The sequence below is a fragment of the Adlercreutzia mucosicola DSM 19490 genome (assembly GCF_000422625.1).
In the GTDB taxonomy this organism is placed as follows: Bacteria; Actinomycetota; Coriobacteriia; order Coriobacteriales; family Eggerthellaceae; genus Adlercreutzia; species Adlercreutzia mucosicola.
The window spans coordinates 78,039-94,715 of record NZ_AUGK01000013.1 but is presented as its reverse complement, the minus strand read 5'-3'; the positions used below and the strand labels follow the sequence as shown (position 1 = coordinate 94,715).

Sequence of the window (16,677 nt, the reverse complement as noted above, 5' to 3'; positions counted from 1 at the left end):
ATCGCTGTCCGGGCGAGGGGAGGGCCGCTCCGGACCTGCTTTGAAAGGGGGTGTGCCATGGAGGCTTTCGCCGATGTGGCCCTGCTGTCGCGCCTTCAGTTCGCGTTGACCGTGGCCTATCATTTCCTGTTCGTGCCGCTGTCCATCGGTCTGGGGCTCATTCTGGCCATCAACGAAACGCGCTACTATCGCACACGGAAACCGGAGGACGCCGCCGCGACGAAGTTCTGGGTGAAGATATTCACCGCCACCTTCGCCATCGGCGTGGCCACGGGCATCACCATGGAGTTCTCCTTCGGTACGAACTGGGCGAACTACTCGCGCTTCGTGGGCGACATCTTCGGAGCGCCCTTGGCCGCCGAGGCCCTGCTGGCCTTCTTCTTGGAGTCCGTCTTCTTGGGGGTGCTGCTGTTCGGCCGCAAGCGCGTGTCGCCGAAGTTCTATATGGTGTCCGCCTGGCTCGTGTGGGCGGGATCCTGCCTGTCGGCCCTGTGGATCCTCATCGCGAACTCCTGGATGCAGACGCCGGCCGGCGCTGAGCTGAACGCCGATGGCACCGAGGCTGTGATCACCGACTTCTTCGCCGCCGCCATGAACCCGTCCATCTTCGCCCGCTACACCCACACGGTGGACGCCCTGCTCATCATGGGCGCCTTCGTGGCCATGGCCGTGGCCGGTTGGTACATGCTGAAGAAGCGCCACAGCGACTTCGCCATGAAGACCATGCGCATCGCCGCGGTGGTGGGCATCGTCACCTCCTGCGCCATGATCGTGTTCGCCCACGCCTCGGCCGTGGTGGTGTGGGAGGAACAGCCCACCAAGCTCGCCATGATGGAGGGCATGTACGACTCCGAGGTGCCGCCGCTGTACGCCGTGGGCATCGTGGATGAGGAAACCCAGGAGGTCATCGCCCCCTTCGCCATTCCCGGCGGCACGAGTTTTCTGGCCACGGGCAACTTCGACACCGTGTACCCGGGCTTGAACGAGCTCGCTCAGACCGAGGAGTACGGCGACATGGTGGTGGAGGACATGCCGGTGAATCTGGTGTTCCAGAGCTACCACCTCATGGTGGCCATGTACGGGCTCATCATGGTGACGAGCATCCTCGTGCTCGTGTTCACGTTCCGAGGCGGCCGCATCGCGCGTATGCGCTGGCTGCAGTGGCTGGCGGTGCTCTCGCCGATCTGGCCGTTCATTGCCATCCAGACCGGGTGGATCACCGCCGAGGTGGGGCGCCAGCCCTGGGTGGTATACCCGAGCGTGACCGGTCCTGAGGGCGTGTCGCTGCTTACCGCCGACGGCATCTCGATGTCGGTGTCGGCGCCCGAGCTCTGGCTGACCATCGGTCTGTTTATCGTGGTGTACCTGGTGCTGCTCATCGGCTGGGCCCGCGTGGTGGGCCGCTTCATAAAAGAGGGCCCCGTGAGCGAAGAGGGCACCCCGACCGCGGACGCGACGGCGGATGTCGTCCTGGTCGAGGATAACGGGGGCGGCGCGGTCGTTGCGGTCGAGGCCGCCGCGAAGGGAGGCGAATAGCCATGTTCGAGTTCTTCAGCGTGCTGTGGTTCTTCCTCATCTTCGTGCTCATCGCCGGCTACTTCGTGCTGGACGGCTTTGATCTGGGCATCGGCGTGCTGTCGCCCTTCATCGCGAAGAACGACGAGGAGCGCGCCGTGCTGCGCCGGGCCATCGGGCCGGTGTGGGACGGCAACGAGGTGTGGCTGCTCACGGCGGGCGGCGCCCTGTTCGCGGCGTTCCCCGACGCCTATGCCACCACCTTTTCCGGATTCTATCTGGCGGTGATGCTGGTGCTGTTCGGCCTTATCGTGCGCGCGGTGTCCTTCGAGTTTTGCGCCGGCGACCCGGCCTGGGCGAAGCTGTGGGACGGCTGCTTCTTCGTCGGCTCGCTGCTGCCGGCCCTGCTGCTTGGCGTGGCCGTGGGCAACATCTTCGCCGGCATCCCCATGGACGCCGCCGGCGACTACGCCGGTGTGCCGCTGCTGGGGCTCGTCACCCCCTTCACCCTGCTCACGGGCCTGCTCGGCCTGGTCATGTTCCTGGCCGCCGGTGCGGCCTGGGCGGCGCTCAAGGCCCCGCTGCCCTCGGCTCTGCGCGATCGGGCGCAGCGGCTGCGCATGCCCTTGCAGGTGATCGCGCTTGCGCTGTTCGCCGTGGTGTCGGTGTTCGCCCTGGCCCTGGTGGGCACGGAGATGGATCCGGCCCTGGCGCCTGCGCGCTGGCTGTTCGCCGTGCTCGTGGTGGTGGCTCTGGCGGCTTCCATCGTGGCGGGGCGCGCCGAGGACGGCGACTTGAAGGCGTTTCTGGCCCAGTCCGCGGCGATGATCGCGCTCGTGGGACTGCTGGCCTGTTCGATGTTCCCCGTGCTCGTGAACGCGACCCCCGAGTCGGTGGGGCCGGCCATCACCATCTTCAACGCCGCCTCGTCCGAGCTGTCGCTGATGTGGATGACCATCATCACGGCCGTCGGATTGCCGCTGGTGCTGGTGTACCACTTCATCATCTACCGCACCTTCCGCGGCCGCGTGACGCCCGAGGACCTGACGCACTACTAGGCCGTCGGCACCCTCCATCGCCGTCTGTCTGCTCGAGGCGGGGCCCTGCGGCCCCGCCTTTTCTCTCGGCGGCGGTTGCGCCGAGCGTCCCTTGCAAACCCTATGGAATTCCTTCGGCTACCTGGCACTTGTGATAGAGTGAAGCGGATTTACGCACCAGCGCGCGACGGCGCCCCTCTCAGGGGGCCTGATCGCGCGGCGAGACCTACGAATCCGCAGAGAAAGAAGACGTTGTCCATGGGATTCCTCTCTAAACTGCTCACCCTGGGCGAAGGCAAGCAGCTGAAGCGCTACCAGGCCCAAGTCGATAAGATCAACGGGCTGGAGCCTCAGTTCCAGGCCCTGACCGATGAGGAGCTGGCCGCCAAGACGACCGAGTTCCGCGAGCGCTACCAGGCCGGCGAGAGTCTGGAGGATCTGCTGCCCGAGGCCTTCGCCGCCGTGCGCGAGGCGTCGGTGCGCACTATCGGCTTGCGCCACTTCGACGTGCAGCTCATCGGCGGCATGGCCTTAAACGAGGGGCAGATCGCCGAGATGAAGACCGGCGAGGGCAAAACGCTCGTGTCCACTCTGGCCGGCTACTTGAACGCCATTCCCGGCCACAACGTGCACATCGTCACCGTGAACGACTACCTGGCCCGCCGCGACTGCGAGTGGATGGGGCAGATCTACCGCTTCCTCGGTATGAAGACGGGTCTCATCCAGAACGGTATGCCGCCGGCGGCCAAGAAACCCGCCTACGAGGCCGACATCACCTACGGCACCAACTCCGAGTTCGGCTTCGACTACCTGCGCGACAACATGGTTACCCGCGGCAGCGCCCGCGTGCAGCGCGGCCACCACTTCGCCATCGTCGACGAGGTCGACTCCATCCTGATCGACGAGGCCCGCACGCCCCTTATCATCTCCGGCGCCGGCACCCAGGCCGCCGACACCTACAAGAAGTTCGCCCGCGTGATGCCCGGCCTCAAGCAGGGCGTCGACTTTGAGATGGACGAGGCCAAGCGCACCATCAACGCCACCGAGAGCGGCTTGGTGAAGATCGAGGGCATGCTCGGCATCGAGAACATCTACGCCGACCCCTCCGGCCAGTTGGCGAACCACCTTCAGCAGGCCCTGAAGGCCCAGTTCCTGTTCCATCGCGACGTGGACTACGTGGTGATGGACGGGGAGGTGAAGATCGTCGACGAGTTCACCGGCCGCATCATGGAGGGGCGCCGCTATTCCGAGGGCCTGCACCAGGCGCTGGAGGCCAAGGAGCGCGTGCTCGTGCGCGAGGAGAACCAGACGCTGGCCACCATCACCCTGCAGAACTACTTCCGCCTCTACGACAAGCTGTCGGGCATGACCGGCACGGCCATGACCGAGGACGCCGAGTTCCGCCAGATCTACAAGCTGCCCGTCATGGCCATCCCGCCGAACCGCCCGGTGGCCCGCGTGGACGAGAACGACCTGGTGTACCGCACGGTGGACGGCAAGTTCAACGCCGTGGCCGATGACATCGCCTGTCGCCACGCCGCCGGCCAGCCCTGTCTGATCGGCACCGTGTCCATCGAGAACTCCGAGAAGCTCTCGCGCCTTTTGGACAAGCGCGGCATTCCCCATGAGACCCTGAACGCCAAGCACCACGAGCGCGAGGCCCACATCGTGGCCCAGGCCGGCCGCGCCGGTGCGGTGACCATCGCCACCAACATGGCCGGCCGCGGTACCGACATCCGCCTGGGGGGCGACCCGGAGGTGCTGGCCGAGGACATGCTGCGCGAGCACGGCTTCGACCCGGACGCCAAGCCCGGCGACGAGGACGCCAAGGGCCGCATTCCCTCCGAGCAGCAGCGCGCGGCCACCCTGGAGGCGGCGCGCAGCATCTGCGACGAGGAGCAGGAGCGCGTGAAGGCCGCCGGCGGCCTGTGCGTCATCGGCACCGAGCGCCACGAGTCCCGCCGTATCGACAACCAGCTGCGCGGTCGTTCCGGCCGTCAGGGCGACCCGGGCGTGACCCAGTTCTACCTGTCGCTGGAAGATGACCTCATGCGCCTGTTCGGTGGCTCGAAGATGGATTCCATCGCGCATATGATGGAGAAGACCAACCAGGAAGACGACATGCCCATCCAGGCGGGCATGGTGTCCAAATCCATCGAGAGCGCCCAGCGCCAGGTGGAGTCGATGCACTTCGCCGCCCGTAAGAACGTGCTGGAGTACGACGACGTGATGAACTTGCAGCGCAAGGCCATCTACGAGGAGCGCAACGCCATCTTGGACGGCAAGTCCATGACCGAGCGCATTCCCGGCATCATCCGCGATGCCGTGGACTCCATCGTGGCGGAGTGCTGTCCCGAGCGCACCGCGTCGGACGACTGGGACCTGAAGGCCATCGACCTGTGGGCCGCCAACATGTCCGGTTGCGGCGACTTCGCCGTGGAGAAGGTGGAGCACGACGACGATCCCGAGGCCGTGGCCGAGGCGCTCTACGAGTTTTTGGAGTGGATCTACGAGCAGAAGAGCGACCAGCTGGGCCGCGAGCTCATGGAGAACCTGTCGGCCCAGGTGATGCTGCGCATCATCGATACCCGCTGGATGGCGCACCTCCAGGAGATGGACTACCTGAAGACCGGCATTGGCCTGCGCGCCTTCGGCCAGCGCGACCCGCTCGTGGAGTACAAGAACGAGGCCTACAACGCCTTCCAGAACCTGACGAATTCCATGTACGACGACTACCTGCGCACGCTGCTGCGCCTGGAGATCGCCGCGAAGCCGGCCGCGCCCGGCACCGCTGCGCCCGCCTCGCCCCTCGGCGAGCAGGAGGACCCGCTCAACCGCAAGATGAGCTACTCGTCGCCGGAGCAGGCCCTGGAGACTTCGGCTATTCGCGGCCGCCACGCCGCCGCGAATATGCCCGCCGGCGCCCCCAAGCCCGCGCCGAGCAAGCCCCAGACCTTCGTGAAGGACAAGGACGACCCTTACGCGAACGTGGGCCGCAACGATCCCTGCCCGTGCGGGTCCGGCAAGAAGTTCAAGAAGTGCCACGGTCGGGACGCCTAAGGGACTGGGTTTGCCGCCGGCCGTCCGTTCGGCCGTCCCAGGGTACGGTTGATTGGTGATTATGGAATTAAGAGACTTGCAGAAGGAGCTGGAGGGCGCGCGTTCTCGCCTGGGCGATGCGCGGGCCTTCCTGCATATCGACGAGAAGACCGCCGAGCTGGCGGCCCTAGATGAGCGCGCCGCGGCGCCGGATTTCTGGAACGACGCGGCGGCGGCCCAAGCGGTGAGCAAGCAGGCATCGAACCTGCGGGCCACCATCGCCGACTATGAGCGCGCCTGCGGCCTGGCCGACGATGCCGCCGCAGCCCTGGAACTGGTGGGGGAGGACGAGGCCTTCGCCGAGGAGGCCGCCACGGCCACTGCGGCCCTCACCGAGCTTTTAGACGCTCTGGAAGTGGAGTCCTGGTTCGCCGGCGAGTTCGACGCGGGCGATGCCATCCTCACGGTGAACCCGGGCCAGGGGGGCCTTGAGGCCCAGGACTGGACCGAGATGCTCTACCAGATGTACGCGCACTACGCCGAGGACAAGGGCTGGAAGGTGACGGTGCTCGATTTGGTGCCCGGCGAGGGCATCGGTCTTGACAAGGCCACGATCCAGATCGAGGGCCGCTACGCCTACGGCATGCTGCGCAGCGAGATCGGCATCCACCGGCTCGTGCGCATCTCGCCGACCGATGCGAAGAAGCGCCGCCAGACCACGTTTGCCAGCGTGGAGGTGCTGCCGGTGCTGACCGACGACATCGAGGTGGACTTAAACCCCGCCGACGTGCGCGTGGACGTGTACCGTTCAAGCGGCCCCGGCGGCCAGTGCGTGAACACCACCGACTCGGCCGTGCGGCTCACCCACGAGCCCACCGGCATCGTGGTCACCTGCCAGAACGAGAAGAGCCAGCTGCAGAACAAGGAAGCGGCCTTCCGCGTGCTGAAGGCGAAGCTCTACGAGTTGGAGGAGCGCAAGCGCCAGGCCGAGATCGACGAGCTGCGCGGCGTTCGCATGGACAACTCCTTCGGCAGCCAGATTCGCAACTATGTGCTGTTCCCCTACCAGCTGGTGAAGGACCTACGCAGCGGCGTTGAGACGGGAAATGTGGACGCAGTGCTCGGCGGCGCCCTGGAACCCTTCATCATCGGGTATCATACGTGGAGAGTATCGAATCAGTAGCTTTCGAGAAGGGTTGCCTCATGGATACGGCGCAGCTGGTGGGGAAGGCCACCGACATTCGCAGGGACATTCTGACCATGATCACCGAGGCGGGCAGCGGGCACCCGGGCGGGTCGCTTTCCTGCACCGACATCCTCACGGCGCTGTACTTCGGCGGGGTGATGGACTACGACGCCGCCGATCCGCAGAAGGTGGGCCGTGACCGCTTCATCCTGGCCAAGGGCCACGCGGCCCCGGCGCTCTACGCCACCTTGGCCCATGCCGGCTATTTCCCCATCGATGAGCTTGCGACCCTGCGCAAGCTGGGCACGCGCCTGCAGGGCCATCCCGATTCTAACCTGGTTCCCGGCGTGGAAGTGTCCACGGGCTCGCTCGGCCAGGGGCTCTCCGTGGCCGCCGGCCTGGCTGCGGGCCTGCGTCTGTCCGGCGAGGCGGGCCACGTGTTCACTGTCCTGGGCGACGGCGAGTGCGAGGAGGGCCAGGTGTGGGAGGCGGCCATGTTCGCCGCCCATCAGAAGCTCGGCCGCCTGGTGGCCATCATCGACAACAACGAGCTGCAGATCGACGGCTGCATCCACGACGTGTGCGACCCGGGCGACCTCGGCGCGAAGTTCGCGGCCTTCGGTTGGGACGTGCGCGAGGTGGACGGCCACGATATCGGCGCCCTCATCGAGGCTCTCTCCGCTGCGAAGGCCACCGACGGCACCGCCCCGATCGCCGTCATCGCCCATACCGTGAAGGGCAAGGGCGTCTCCTTCATGGAGAACCAAGCGGGCTGGCACGGCAAGGCCCCCAGCCGTGAAGAACTGGACACTGCCCTGGCCGATCTGGCCGCGCTGGCTGAATAGGAGGCCCGATCATGGTGAAACTTGCCGATGCCGAGAAGGCTCAGACGAAGAAGGCCACCCGCGCCGCCCTGGGCGCCACTTTGGCCGAGCTGGCCGACGCGGGCGTGCCCGTGGTGGCCGTGGACGCCGATCTGACCGGCTCCACCACGATGAAGAAGCTGGCCGATGCGGGCCACGGCGATCGCCTGTTCAACTGCGGCATCGCCGAGCAGAACATGGTGGACGTGGCCGCGGGCCTGGCGCGTGCGGGCCATGTGGCCTTCACCGGCTCCTTCGCCGTGTTCGGCACGGGCCGCGCCTACGACCAGATCCGCAACACCGTGTGCTATTCCAACCTGAACGTGAAGATCACCCCCACCCATGCCGGCATCTCCGTGGGTCCCGACGGCGGAAGCCATCAGATGCTGGAAGACGTGTCTCTCATGCGCGGCCTTCCCGGCATGCGCGTGCTCGTGCCTGCCGACTACGCCGCGGCCCGCGCCGCCATCAAGCTGGCCGCGGCCACCGACGGCCCCGTGTACGTGCGCATGGGCCGCGCTGCGGTGCCCTGCGTCTACGATGACGATGTGGAGCTTCAGATCGGCCGCGCCTACGTGCTGCGCGAGGGTGCCGATGTGACCATCGTGGCCAACGGCGTGGAGATCCGCGAGGCGCTGCTGGCCGCCGACCAGCTGGCTGCCGAGGGCATTTCCGCCGAGGTCATCGACGCGTTCTCGGTCAAGCCCCTCGACGGCGAGACCATCGGCGCATCCCTGGCCAAGACCGGTTGCGCCGTGGTGGCCGAGGAGCATTCGGTCATGGGCGGTTTGGGCTCGGCTGTGGCCGAGCTGGCCGCCGCCACCAGCCCCGTGCCCCTGGAGTTCGTCGGCGTGCGCGATCGCTTCGGCAAGTCCGGCGAGTTCGAAGAGCTGCTGGCCTACTTCTCCATCGATGCGGCCGCCATTGTTGAAGCTGTGAAAAAAGTTCAGGGCCGTAAAAGCCTCTGATAAAATTAATCGGTCTCAGTACATGTCAATCTGAACGGAGCAAGCTGTGACGAATGAAAGGAACCAGGCTGCCCCTGGTCGCGGCGGCCGCCATGCCGGCGTGTCCGGCGGCAACCCGCGCACGCGCGCGGCGGCGCCCCAGCCGACGCACTCGCGCAAAGCGGCGATGACCTCGCAGCTGTCGCAATCGTTGCCGGTATTGGAGGTCGATGAGACCGCGGGCCCCATGGGCGCGCCGGTCATCACCTTCGACCACGTGACCAAGACCTATCCGGCCCAGCCCAACAAGCCGGCGCTGTCGGATGTGACCCTGCAGATCTTCGCCGGGGAGTTCATCTTCCTGGTGGGCCATTCCGGATCCGGCAAGTCCACCTTCATCCGCCTGCTCACCCGCGAGATCAAGCCCAGCCAGGGCAAGATCTACGTGGCCGACGAGGACCTCACCACCATGCGCAACTGGCGCGTGCCCTACCTGCGCCGCAATATCGGCTGCGTGTTCCAGGACTTCAAGCTGCTGCCGAACAAGACGGTGTTCGAGAATGTGGCCTTCGCCCTGGAAGTTATCGGGAAGAGCCGCCATGTCATCAAGACCCAGGTGCCCGAGGTGCTGCGCCTGGTGGGTTTGTCCGACAAGTTGAACAGCTATCCCGACGAGCTGTCCGGCGGCCAGCAGCAGCGCGTGTCCATTGCGCGAGCCATCGTGAACCGCCCGCCGCTGCTCATCTGCGACGAGCCCACGGGAAACCTGGATCCCCAGACGTCCCGCGGCATCATGGATCTGCTCGAGCGCATTAACCGTACGGGCACCACCGTGCTCGTGGCCACCCACGACCGTGAGATGGTCGACAACATGCGTCGCCGCGTTATCGCGCTCGACCGCGGGCATCTGACCCGCGACCAGGACCGGGGGGTGTACGGCTTCGATGTCTAGTCTGTTCTATTTCTTCAAGGAATCGCTCCAGGGCTTCGCACGGAACCTGTCCACCACCCTGGGCTCCATCATCACCATTTTCCTGTCGCTTCTGATCATCGGCGTGTTCTTGGTGGGCGGCACCATCATCGAGCGCTTGGTGTCCTCCATCGAAAGCGAGGTGTCCATCACGGCCTACGTGGCCGACGACGCCTCCCAGGAGTCCATCGACGCGGTCATGAACACCATCAAGGGCATGGACGGCGTGGAGAGCGTCGGCTTCACCACCAAAGATCAGGCCCTGGAGAACTTCAAGAACTCCATGACCACCAACCCCGAGATCATCGAGCAGCTGGACGGCACGAACCCGCTGCCCGCCTCCATCGATGTGAATCTGTCCGACCCGCAGAAAGTCGAGCAGATCGCCGGGGCCATCGAGGCCGACGAGACCTTCCGTTCTATCTGCGACGAGCCGGATAACCCGGCCGACTCGCTGAAGTACGGTCAGAAGACCGTCGACCGTCTGTTCTCGGTGACGAAGTACGTGCGCTACCTGGGTGTGGCCCTGGTGCTGCTGCTCGTGTTCATCGCGCTCGTGTTCATCAACAACACCATTCGCCTGGCCATTATGGCGCGCCGCAAGGAGATCGCCATCATGCGCCTGGTGGGCGCCTCGAACGGCTTTATCCGCGGGCCCTTCCTCATGGAAGGCGCGCTCCATGCGCTTATTGGCTCGCTTCTGGCCGTGGGCGTGCTGCAGGTGCTGCGCATGTACGCCATGCCCAAGCTGCAATCAGCCCTTTCCTTCCTGTCACTTGACGTGAGCGGTACCACCTATATGATGATCTATATCGTGCTGGTGGGTGCTGGTCTCATCATCGGTCTGCTGGGTTCTGCCTTCGCCATGAGGCGCTACCTCAAGGTGTAGCGGTCCCGCGGACAAACTGGGAAGCGCCGAGCGCGATCCCCGCGGCTCATCGCCCGGGGATCGCGCTTTAGCATATAAAGGAGTCGAAGTGGTCCAAGACAACAATGGCAGGCATATTGCCCCGAACCCTCAGGCCCGAGCGGGCCGGCGCGCCGAACAGGCGACGAACCATCTGCTGTTTCGCGTGTTCGCGACGATCATCTTGGTGGCCGTGGCCTTCTGCGCTGGATTCGTGCTGCGCAGCCAGACCGAGCTGGTGGCCAGCTGGGGCGTGCCGCTGTCCGAGGCCGAGAAGCAGGCGCTGTCGCAGATTTCGCCGACGAACACCTACGACGAGTCGGTGTCGGCCCGGGTGGGCGAGGTGGAGCGGATCCTTTCCACCTACAGCATGGATCATGTTGACATCACCAAGGCCACCTATTCCACGCTGGACGACCTGATGAAGGCCACGGGCGACCCCTACGCCACCTACTACAACCCCGATCTGTACAACAACTATATCAAGGAGACCTCCGAGCGCAGCTATGCCGGCATCGGCGTGGTGTTCGCCGACTACAACGGGCGCGCCTACGTGGCCGACGTGTTCGAGGGGTCCGAGGCCGAGGCCAAGGGCGTGCAGCAGGGCGACTTCATCGACGCCATCGACGGGGAGAACACGACATCCTGGTCGATGACCGAGGTGGTGAATGCTCTGGCCAAGGACGAGGGTGCCGTGGTATCGATTACCTGGATGCACCCGTCGAGCGTGGATGCCCAGACTGGCGAGCAGTTCACCACCTCGCTTGTGTGCAAGGTGTACGAGGAGGCGAACCTGTCCACCGAGCTGGCGGGCAACGTGGGCGTGATCAAGGTGCGCCAGATCACGAACAACGCCGCCGATCTGGTGCGCCAGGCGGTGGAATCGCTGACGTCTCAGGGGGCTACGGCCTTCGTGCTGGACTTGCGCGACAATTCCGGCGGGTACCTGACTCAGGCGGTGGACATCGCCAGCCTGTTCATCGAGACCGGCGTGGTGGTGGAGATCCAGACTAACGAGGGCACCCCCACCACCAAGAGCGCCGCGGGCAAGAAGGCCATCACCGATGCCCCCATGGTGGTGCTGGTGAATAAGTACACCGCCGCGGCCGCCGAAGTGCTGGCGGCGGCGCTGCTGGACAACCAGCGGGCTGAGGTGGTGGGCGAGACCACCCTGGGCAAGGGGTCGGTGCAGGTGGTGCGCGAGCTGGACTTCGGCGGGGCCGTGCGCTACACGGCCGCCTACTATCTGTCGCCCTTGGGCCAGCCCATCGACGGGGTGGGCGTGGTGCCCCAGGTGGGCGTGGCGGCCGACGACGATCCGGGTACCGACTCGCAGCTGAGCCTGGCCATCGATACGGCCCGGGCCCTGGTGCCGGCAGCCTAGGGGCAAGCGGAAGGGCCCGGGCCGTGCGAGCGGTCGGGGCCATGAACGGGGGAGGATGACGATGGGCAAGAACCGAGGCCCCAAGAAGCGCGGCACGCGGCGCAAGCCGAAGGCTCAGCCGCGAGGCGTGCTCGTGGGCCGTCCCGGCGGGTTCGGGTTCGTGCAGACGGCCGAGGGGGAGTACTTCATTCCTGCGACGGCCACCGCCGGGGCCTTCGACGGCGATCTGGTGGAGGTCGCCCCCTTCGAGCGCCGAGGCGCTTCGAAGGGGCGCGCCCGCGCCGGCGCGGGCGGCCCGCCCGAGGGCGCGCCGGCGGCCCGGGTACTGCGGGTGATCGATCGGGCCCATGACACCGTGGTGGGCCGCTACGAGGTGGCCGAGCCCTTCGGCGTGGTGGTGCCCGCCGACCCGCGCATTCCCTACGACGTGTTCACCATGCGCGCCGATGCCCCCGAGGTGCCCGACGGCGCCTTGGTGCGGGCGCGGCTGACCCAGTACCCGACGCGCAAGAGCGCCGCCTGCGGGGTGGTGGAGGAGGTGCTGGCCGACGAGGCGGGCGCGCCCACAGCGGGCATCGACCTCATCATCGGCCGCCACAAGCTGGAAACGGTGTTCTCCGAGGGGGCCCTGGCCGACGCGGCCGCCGCGCGCCTCGATGCGGAGGGGGCCCTGGCTGCGGGCTATCGCGACCTGCGGGAGCGCTTCGTGTTCACCATCGACCCCGCCGACGCCAAGGACTTCGACGACGCTTTGTCCCTGGACTTTCTCGAGGAGGACGGCCTGTGGCGGCTGGGCGTGCACATCGCCGACGTATCCCACTACGTACCGTGGAACTCGTCGGTGGATCTGGATGCGCGACGCCGCGCCACGAGTGTGTATCTGGCCGACCGGGTGATTCCCATGCTGCCGCCGGCGCTGTCCGACGAGCTGTGCTCGCTGGCCCCCGACTGCGATCGACGGTCCATGACCGTGGACCTGTATCTGAGCGATCGGGGCGACCTGGTGCGGGCGGAGTGCTACCCGGCGCTTATCCGCTCGAAGGCGCGGCTGTCCTACGAGCAGGCCGATGCCATCCTGGTGGACTACAAGGAGGCCATCGCTGCCGGCGACGATCTGTCCTGGCGCCTGGTGCAGTGCTCGCGCTTGGCGAAGCTGCGCGAGGCGGCGCGCGCGGCGGCCGGCGCCATCGACTTCGCCACCACTGAGGCGAAGGTGGCCCTGGACGGCGACGGACGACCGACGGACATCGCCCTGCGCCGCAAGACCGATGCGACGAGCCTTATCGAGCAGGCCATGATTCTGGCGAACGAGACCGTGGCCGCTTTTCTGGACGAGCGCCGTTTTCCCTGCATCTTTCGCGTGCACGAGGCTCCGGCCGCCGATGCCCTGGGCTCGCTCGTGCCCATCTTCCAGGAGTTTTCCTGGTTCACGCCGGTGATGGGGCGTCGCCTGGTGGTGGGGGACGCCCACGTTATCCAGGAGATTTTGGAGGCGAGCGAGGGGCGCAGCGAGGGCGAGCTGGTGTCGTCGCTGCTCCTGCGCGCCATGAAGCGGGCGGTGTACCGACCCGAGAATGAGGGGCACTACGGCCTGGCGAGCGAGGCCTACTGCCATTTCACGAGCCCCATCCGCCGCTATCCCGATCTGGTGGTGCACCGTATGCTGCGCGCGGCCCTCACGCGGCGCCCCGAGAAGTTCGATCAGGAAGTGGCAGCGCTGCCCTGGATCGCCGAGCATTCTTCGGACATGGAGCGCGTGGCCGACACGGCGGCCCGCCAGTCCCAGGAGCTGAAGATGGTAGAGTATCTGCAGGACTTCGTGGGACAGGCCTTCTCGGCGGTGGTGTCGGGCGTGGCCGGCTATGGGCTCTACGTGCGCCTGGACTGCACGGCAGAGGGGCTTTTGCCCGTGAGCGCACTCGGCAGCGAGTACTTCGCCTTCGACCCGGTGGCCTATACGCTCGTAGGCCAGGAGAGCGGCAAGCGCTACCGTCTGGGCCAGCGTGTGGCCGTGGTGCTGACGGCGGCCGATCCTGCGGCGAGCTCACTGGAATTCGCTCTGGCCGGAGGGTCGTCGTGGTAAGCGCCTACATCGCGCTGTACCTGTTTTTGGCCGGCACCGGCGCGGGGGCCTTCCTCATCGGGTCGGTCGTGGATCTCGTGCTGCGTTTCCGACCGACGGCCGCCTGGGGATGGTTTGTCCGCGTGAGCGCGGTGACCGATGCGGGGCTCGTGCTGGGCCCGGTGCTGGTGGCAGTCAGCGCCTTGTTCCTCGTGCTGGACTTGGGCGTGCCCGAGCGGGCCTTCCGCCTGTTCCTCGTATCCACGCCCAGCCTGCTGTCCATGGGCGCTTGGAGCATTGTGGCTTTCTGCGTGAGCGCCGGCGCGGCTTTGGCGCTGGGGGCGCTCGCCGGCGATGATGACGACGACTTCGAGCGCGAGCGCGGCTCGGGGCGCGTGGTGCTGCGGGTGGGGGAGTTCGCCAGCAGCGTGGTGGCCACCGGTCTCGCCCTGTTCGTGGTGGTGTACGCCGGCGTGTTTCTGGCCATGTACCCGTCGCTGCCCTTCCTGCACACCTTCTGGGTGCCGGTGCTGTTCATGGCATCGGCCCTCGCCTGCGGATTGGCCGCGCTCATGGTGACGGCCTTCTTCCGCCAGGCTATGCCCGAGGTGGCGGGGGCGATGGATGCGCTCCTCGCGGTGGACGCCGTGCTCATCGCCGTGGAGGCGGTGGTGCTCGGGGTGTTTCTGGTCGATTCGTTCGCGGCTGCCGGCCCGTCGCTGACGGCGGCGCAGCTGCTGGTGAGCGGACGATTGCTGCCCCTGTTCTGGTTCGGTGTGGTATTCACGGGCCTGGTGGTGCCCTTTTCGGTGGACGTGGTCTGCCGTCGTCTGCCCGCGCCGATGGCGGTGGCCTTGGGGGCGACCTGCACCTTGGTCGGGGGGCTGTGCCTGCGCATCGCCCTGCTGATGGCCACGGAGCGCTTCAACCTGGCCTTCATGAGCGCGCTCGGCTTCTGGAACTAAGGGGGTTCCCTACGGAAGGCCAGTGGCTGTCACGCCGCTTTGCTGTCGCCGTCCGCTGTGATACTATGACACTATAGCTGAGAGAAGGATGGCCCCCTTATGACCGTGAGAGAAGAGATTGCGAAGGTGTCGGCGGAGGTCGAGCCGATCAGCGCGTTTCGCATCAACGAGAAGAGCGTCGTCCCCATTTGGATTCAGATTCGCAAGCGCCTGGTGTATCTCATTTCCGCTGGCAAGTTCGAGCGCGGTGAGCGACTGCCCTCGGTGCGCGAGCTGTCGGTGCAGCTGGGCGTGAACTACAACACCGTGAACAAGGTGTACCAGGATCTGGAGCGCGACGGCTACATCTACACGCAGCGGGGGCGCGGCACCTACGTGTCCGATCTTAAGGGTGTGAAGCTGTCGGCGGTCGACGGGGACGTGGAAGCGCTGGCCATCGATTTCGTCCAGCAGGCCCTGACTAAGGGCATGTCGGCCGAGGATATTCACGACCTGGTGTCTGAGCAGCTGATTTTGCTGGGCGGCACGGTGTAGCCGCGGATCTGCAAGGGGGAATGGGTGAGAAGCAAGGCGAAGCAGACGCGCGAGGCGGCCCAGGGGCCCGCCCGCGCTACGGCGCTGGCCGGTTCCATGGCGGCGCCCACGGCGAAGAAGACCTCGCGCAACAGTGTGTACGTGTTCGCCGTGGCGCTGTTTCTCGTTGTGGGTGGCCTGTTCGCCCTGGCGCTGTGGCGCGTGTCGGAGCCGGTGGCCCTGATCGGCGGCGTTGCCTTGGGACTGGTGATGACCAGTGCCGTGCGCATCGCGCCCCAGTGGGAGCGCGTTGTCATTCTGCGCTTGGGACGGTTCAGCCGCATCGGCGGCCCGGGCATCTACACGGTGATTCCCATTGTGGAGTCGGTGGCGGCCCGCGTCGATCAGCGCATGATCACCACGCCGTTCTCGGCCGAGGAGGCCTTGACGGCCGACTTGGTGCCGCTCGGCATCGATGCGGTGCTGTTCTGGATGGTGTGGGATCCCAAGGATGCCTGCGTTGAAGTGGAGGACTACTCCTCGGCCGTGTGGTGGGCCGCCCAGACGGCCCTGCGCGATGCCGTGGGCCGCATCAATCTGGCCGAGGTGGCCACGCGCCGCGAGCAGCTGGACAACGAGGTGAAGGATATCTTGGAGGAGAAGACGCGCGCCTGGGGCATTACCGTGGTGTCGGTGGAGATTCGCGATATCGCCGTGCCATCGGATCTGCAGGATGCCCTGTCGAAGGAGGCCCAGGCCGAGCGTGAGCGCAATTCCCGCCTGCTGCTGGCCGAGGTGGAAAAAGACATCTCCGAGATGTTCGTCGAGGCCGCGGCTGTCTACGAGCGCAACGACAAGGCACTGCAGCTGCGCACCATGAACCTCATCTACGAGTCGGTGAAGGAGAAGGGTGGTCTGGTGATCGCTCCGTCCGCCTTCGGCGAGGCCTTCAACAACATTGACAGTTTCCTGAAATAGAGGAGCGCTTCCTGCGTAGCAGGCGATTGTGCTGCGACATTTCAAGGTAACGGTGCGCAATGCTGTCGTGCTTGTGCAGCAGCTTCGGTTGCTCCGAATTTCTCACAGTCTGAGGGTGCTAGACGTGCCGTTTGAAAGTTGAGCCGGTATTTCCCCTGGTCGCAAGATCGTTTCCTATCGATGACCTTTTCTGTTATTCGACAGATAGGATAATCGTAGTGCTTGATTGTCATAGTAGGATAGTGTACTCTGACAGTAGGCATTTTGGGATGCCGAAGGGGCCCCTGCAAGGGGTGGGGGCACAACTTCAT

At 66.0% G+C, this 16,677-nt stretch carries 13 protein-coding genes; all 13 read left to right on the top strand.

The genetic code is table 11. The features are described from left to right. Positions 1 to 57 precede the first annotated feature (57 nt). The gene (locus G503_RS0108650) at positions 58 to 1,536 is read left to right on the top strand and encodes a cytochrome ubiquinol oxidase subunit I (RefSeq protein ID WP_028027272.1); all 1,479 of its coding nucleotides are present in this window, start codon (positions 58 to 60) and stop codon (positions 1,534 to 1,536) included. 2 nt (positions 1,537 to 1,538) lie between these two features. Continuing rightward, a complete protein-coding gene (gene cydB, locus G503_RS0108645; protein ID WP_035022524.1) occupies positions 1,539 to 2,573 on the top strand; it encodes a cytochrome d ubiquinol oxidase subunit II in 1,035 nt (344 codons plus the stop codon). Between the two features lie 237 nt (positions 2,574 to 2,810). Next, complete coding sequence (secA, locus tag G503_RS0108640) at positions 2,811 to 5,612, top strand: preprotein translocase subunit SecA (protein ID WP_028027270.1); 2,802 nt, start codon at positions 2,811 to 2,813, stop codon at positions 5,610 to 5,612. A 61-nt stretch (positions 5,613 to 5,673) separates the two neighbouring features. Then, entirely contained in the window at positions 5,674 to 6,774 is a 1,101-nt protein-coding gene (prfB, locus tag G503_RS0108635) for a peptide chain release factor 2 (protein ID WP_028027269.1), read from the top strand. Between the two features lie 20 nt (positions 6,775 to 6,794). Continuing rightward, positions 6,795 to 7,622: a transketolase gene (locus G503_RS0108630; RefSeq protein WP_028027268.1), complete on the top strand. Its 828-nt coding sequence runs from the start codon at positions 6,795 to 6,797 to the stop codon at positions 7,620 to 7,622. Between the two features lie 11 nt (positions 7,623 to 7,633). Continuing rightward, positions 7,634 to 8,608, top strand: a complete 975-nt coding sequence (locus G503_RS0108625; RefSeq protein WP_028027267.1) for a transketolase family protein — start codon at positions 7,634 to 7,636, stop codon at positions 8,606 to 8,608. 46 nt (positions 8,609 to 8,654) lie between these two features. After that, positions 8,655 to 9,539, top strand: coding sequence for a cell division ATP-binding protein FtsE (gene ftsE, locus G503_RS0108620; RefSeq protein WP_439104660.1), 885 nt, complete (start codon positions 8,655 to 8,657; stop codon positions 9,537 to 9,539). Beyond that, the gene (gene ftsX, locus G503_RS0108615; protein ID WP_028027265.1) at positions 9,532 to 10,446 is read left to right on the top strand and encodes a permease-like cell division protein FtsX; all 915 of its coding nucleotides are present in this window, start codon (positions 9,532 to 9,534) and stop codon (positions 10,444 to 10,446) included. Before ftsE ends, ftsX begins: the two co-directional genes overlap by 8 nt. A gap of 88 nt (positions 10,447 to 10,534) precedes the next feature. Then, entirely contained in the window at positions 10,535 to 11,848 is a 1,314-nt protein-coding gene (locus tag G503_RS0108610) for a S41 family peptidase (protein ID WP_235715532.1), read from the top strand. 61 nt (positions 11,849 to 11,909) lie between these two features. Then, entirely contained in the window at positions 11,910 to 13,931 is a 2,022-nt protein-coding gene (rnr, locus tag G503_RS0108605) for a ribonuclease R (protein WP_028027263.1), read from the top strand. Beyond that, the gene (gene nrfD / locus G503_RS0108600) at positions 13,925 to 14,875 is read left to right on the top strand and encodes an NrfD/PsrC family molybdoenzyme membrane anchor subunit (protein WP_028027262.1); all 951 of its coding nucleotides are present in this window, start codon (positions 13,925 to 13,927) and stop codon (positions 14,873 to 14,875) included. Before rnr ends, nrfD begins: the two co-directional genes overlap by 7 nt. A gap of 99 nt (positions 14,876 to 14,974) precedes the next feature. Further along, positions 14,975 to 15,409, top strand: a complete 435-nt coding sequence (locus G503_RS0108595) for a GntR family transcriptional regulator (protein ID WP_156891974.1) — start codon at positions 14,975 to 14,977, stop codon at positions 15,407 to 15,409. Between the two features lie 24 nt (positions 15,410 to 15,433). After that, the gene (locus G503_RS0108590; RefSeq protein ID WP_028027260.1) at positions 15,434 to 16,366 is read left to right on the top strand and encodes a slipin family protein; all 933 of its coding nucleotides are present in this window, start codon (positions 15,434 to 15,436) and stop codon (positions 16,364 to 16,366) included. Positions 16,367 to 16,677 lie beyond the last annotated feature (311 nt).

Bases quoted from the DNA above. Each gene is read 5' to 3' on its own strand.
- rnr (WP_028027263.1), top strand. From the start codon at position 11,910: ATGGGCAAGAACCGAGGCCCCAAGAAGCGCGGCACGCGGCGCAAGCCG.
- secA (WP_028027270.1), top strand. From the start codon at position 2,811: ATGGGATTCCTCTCTAAACTGCTCACCCTGGGCGAAGGCAAGCAGCTG.
- prfB (WP_028027269.1), top strand. From the start codon at position 5,674: ATGGAATTAAGAGACTTGCAGAAGGAGCTGGAGGGCGCGCGTTCTCGC.
- ftsX (WP_028027265.1), top strand. From the start codon at position 9,532: ATGTCTAGTCTGTTCTATTTCTTCAAGGAATCGCTCCAGGGCTTCGCA.
- G503_RS0108650 (WP_028027272.1), top strand. From the start codon at position 58: ATGGAGGCTTTCGCCGATGTGGCCCTGCTGTCGCGCCTTCAGTTCGCG.
- G503_RS0108595 (WP_156891974.1), top strand. From the start codon at position 14,975: ATGACCGTGAGAGAAGAGATTGCGAAGGTGTCGGCGGAGGTCGAGCCG.
- G503_RS0108625 (WP_028027267.1), top strand. From the start codon at position 7,634: ATGGTGAAACTTGCCGATGCCGAGAAGGCTCAGACGAAGAAGGCCACC.
- cydB (WP_035022524.1), top strand. From the start codon at position 1,539: ATGTTCGAGTTCTTCAGCGTGCTGTGGTTCTTCCTCATCTTCGTGCTC.
- G503_RS0108630 (WP_028027268.1), top strand. From the start codon at position 6,795: ATGGATACGGCGCAGCTGGTGGGGAAGGCCACCGACATTCGCAGGGAC.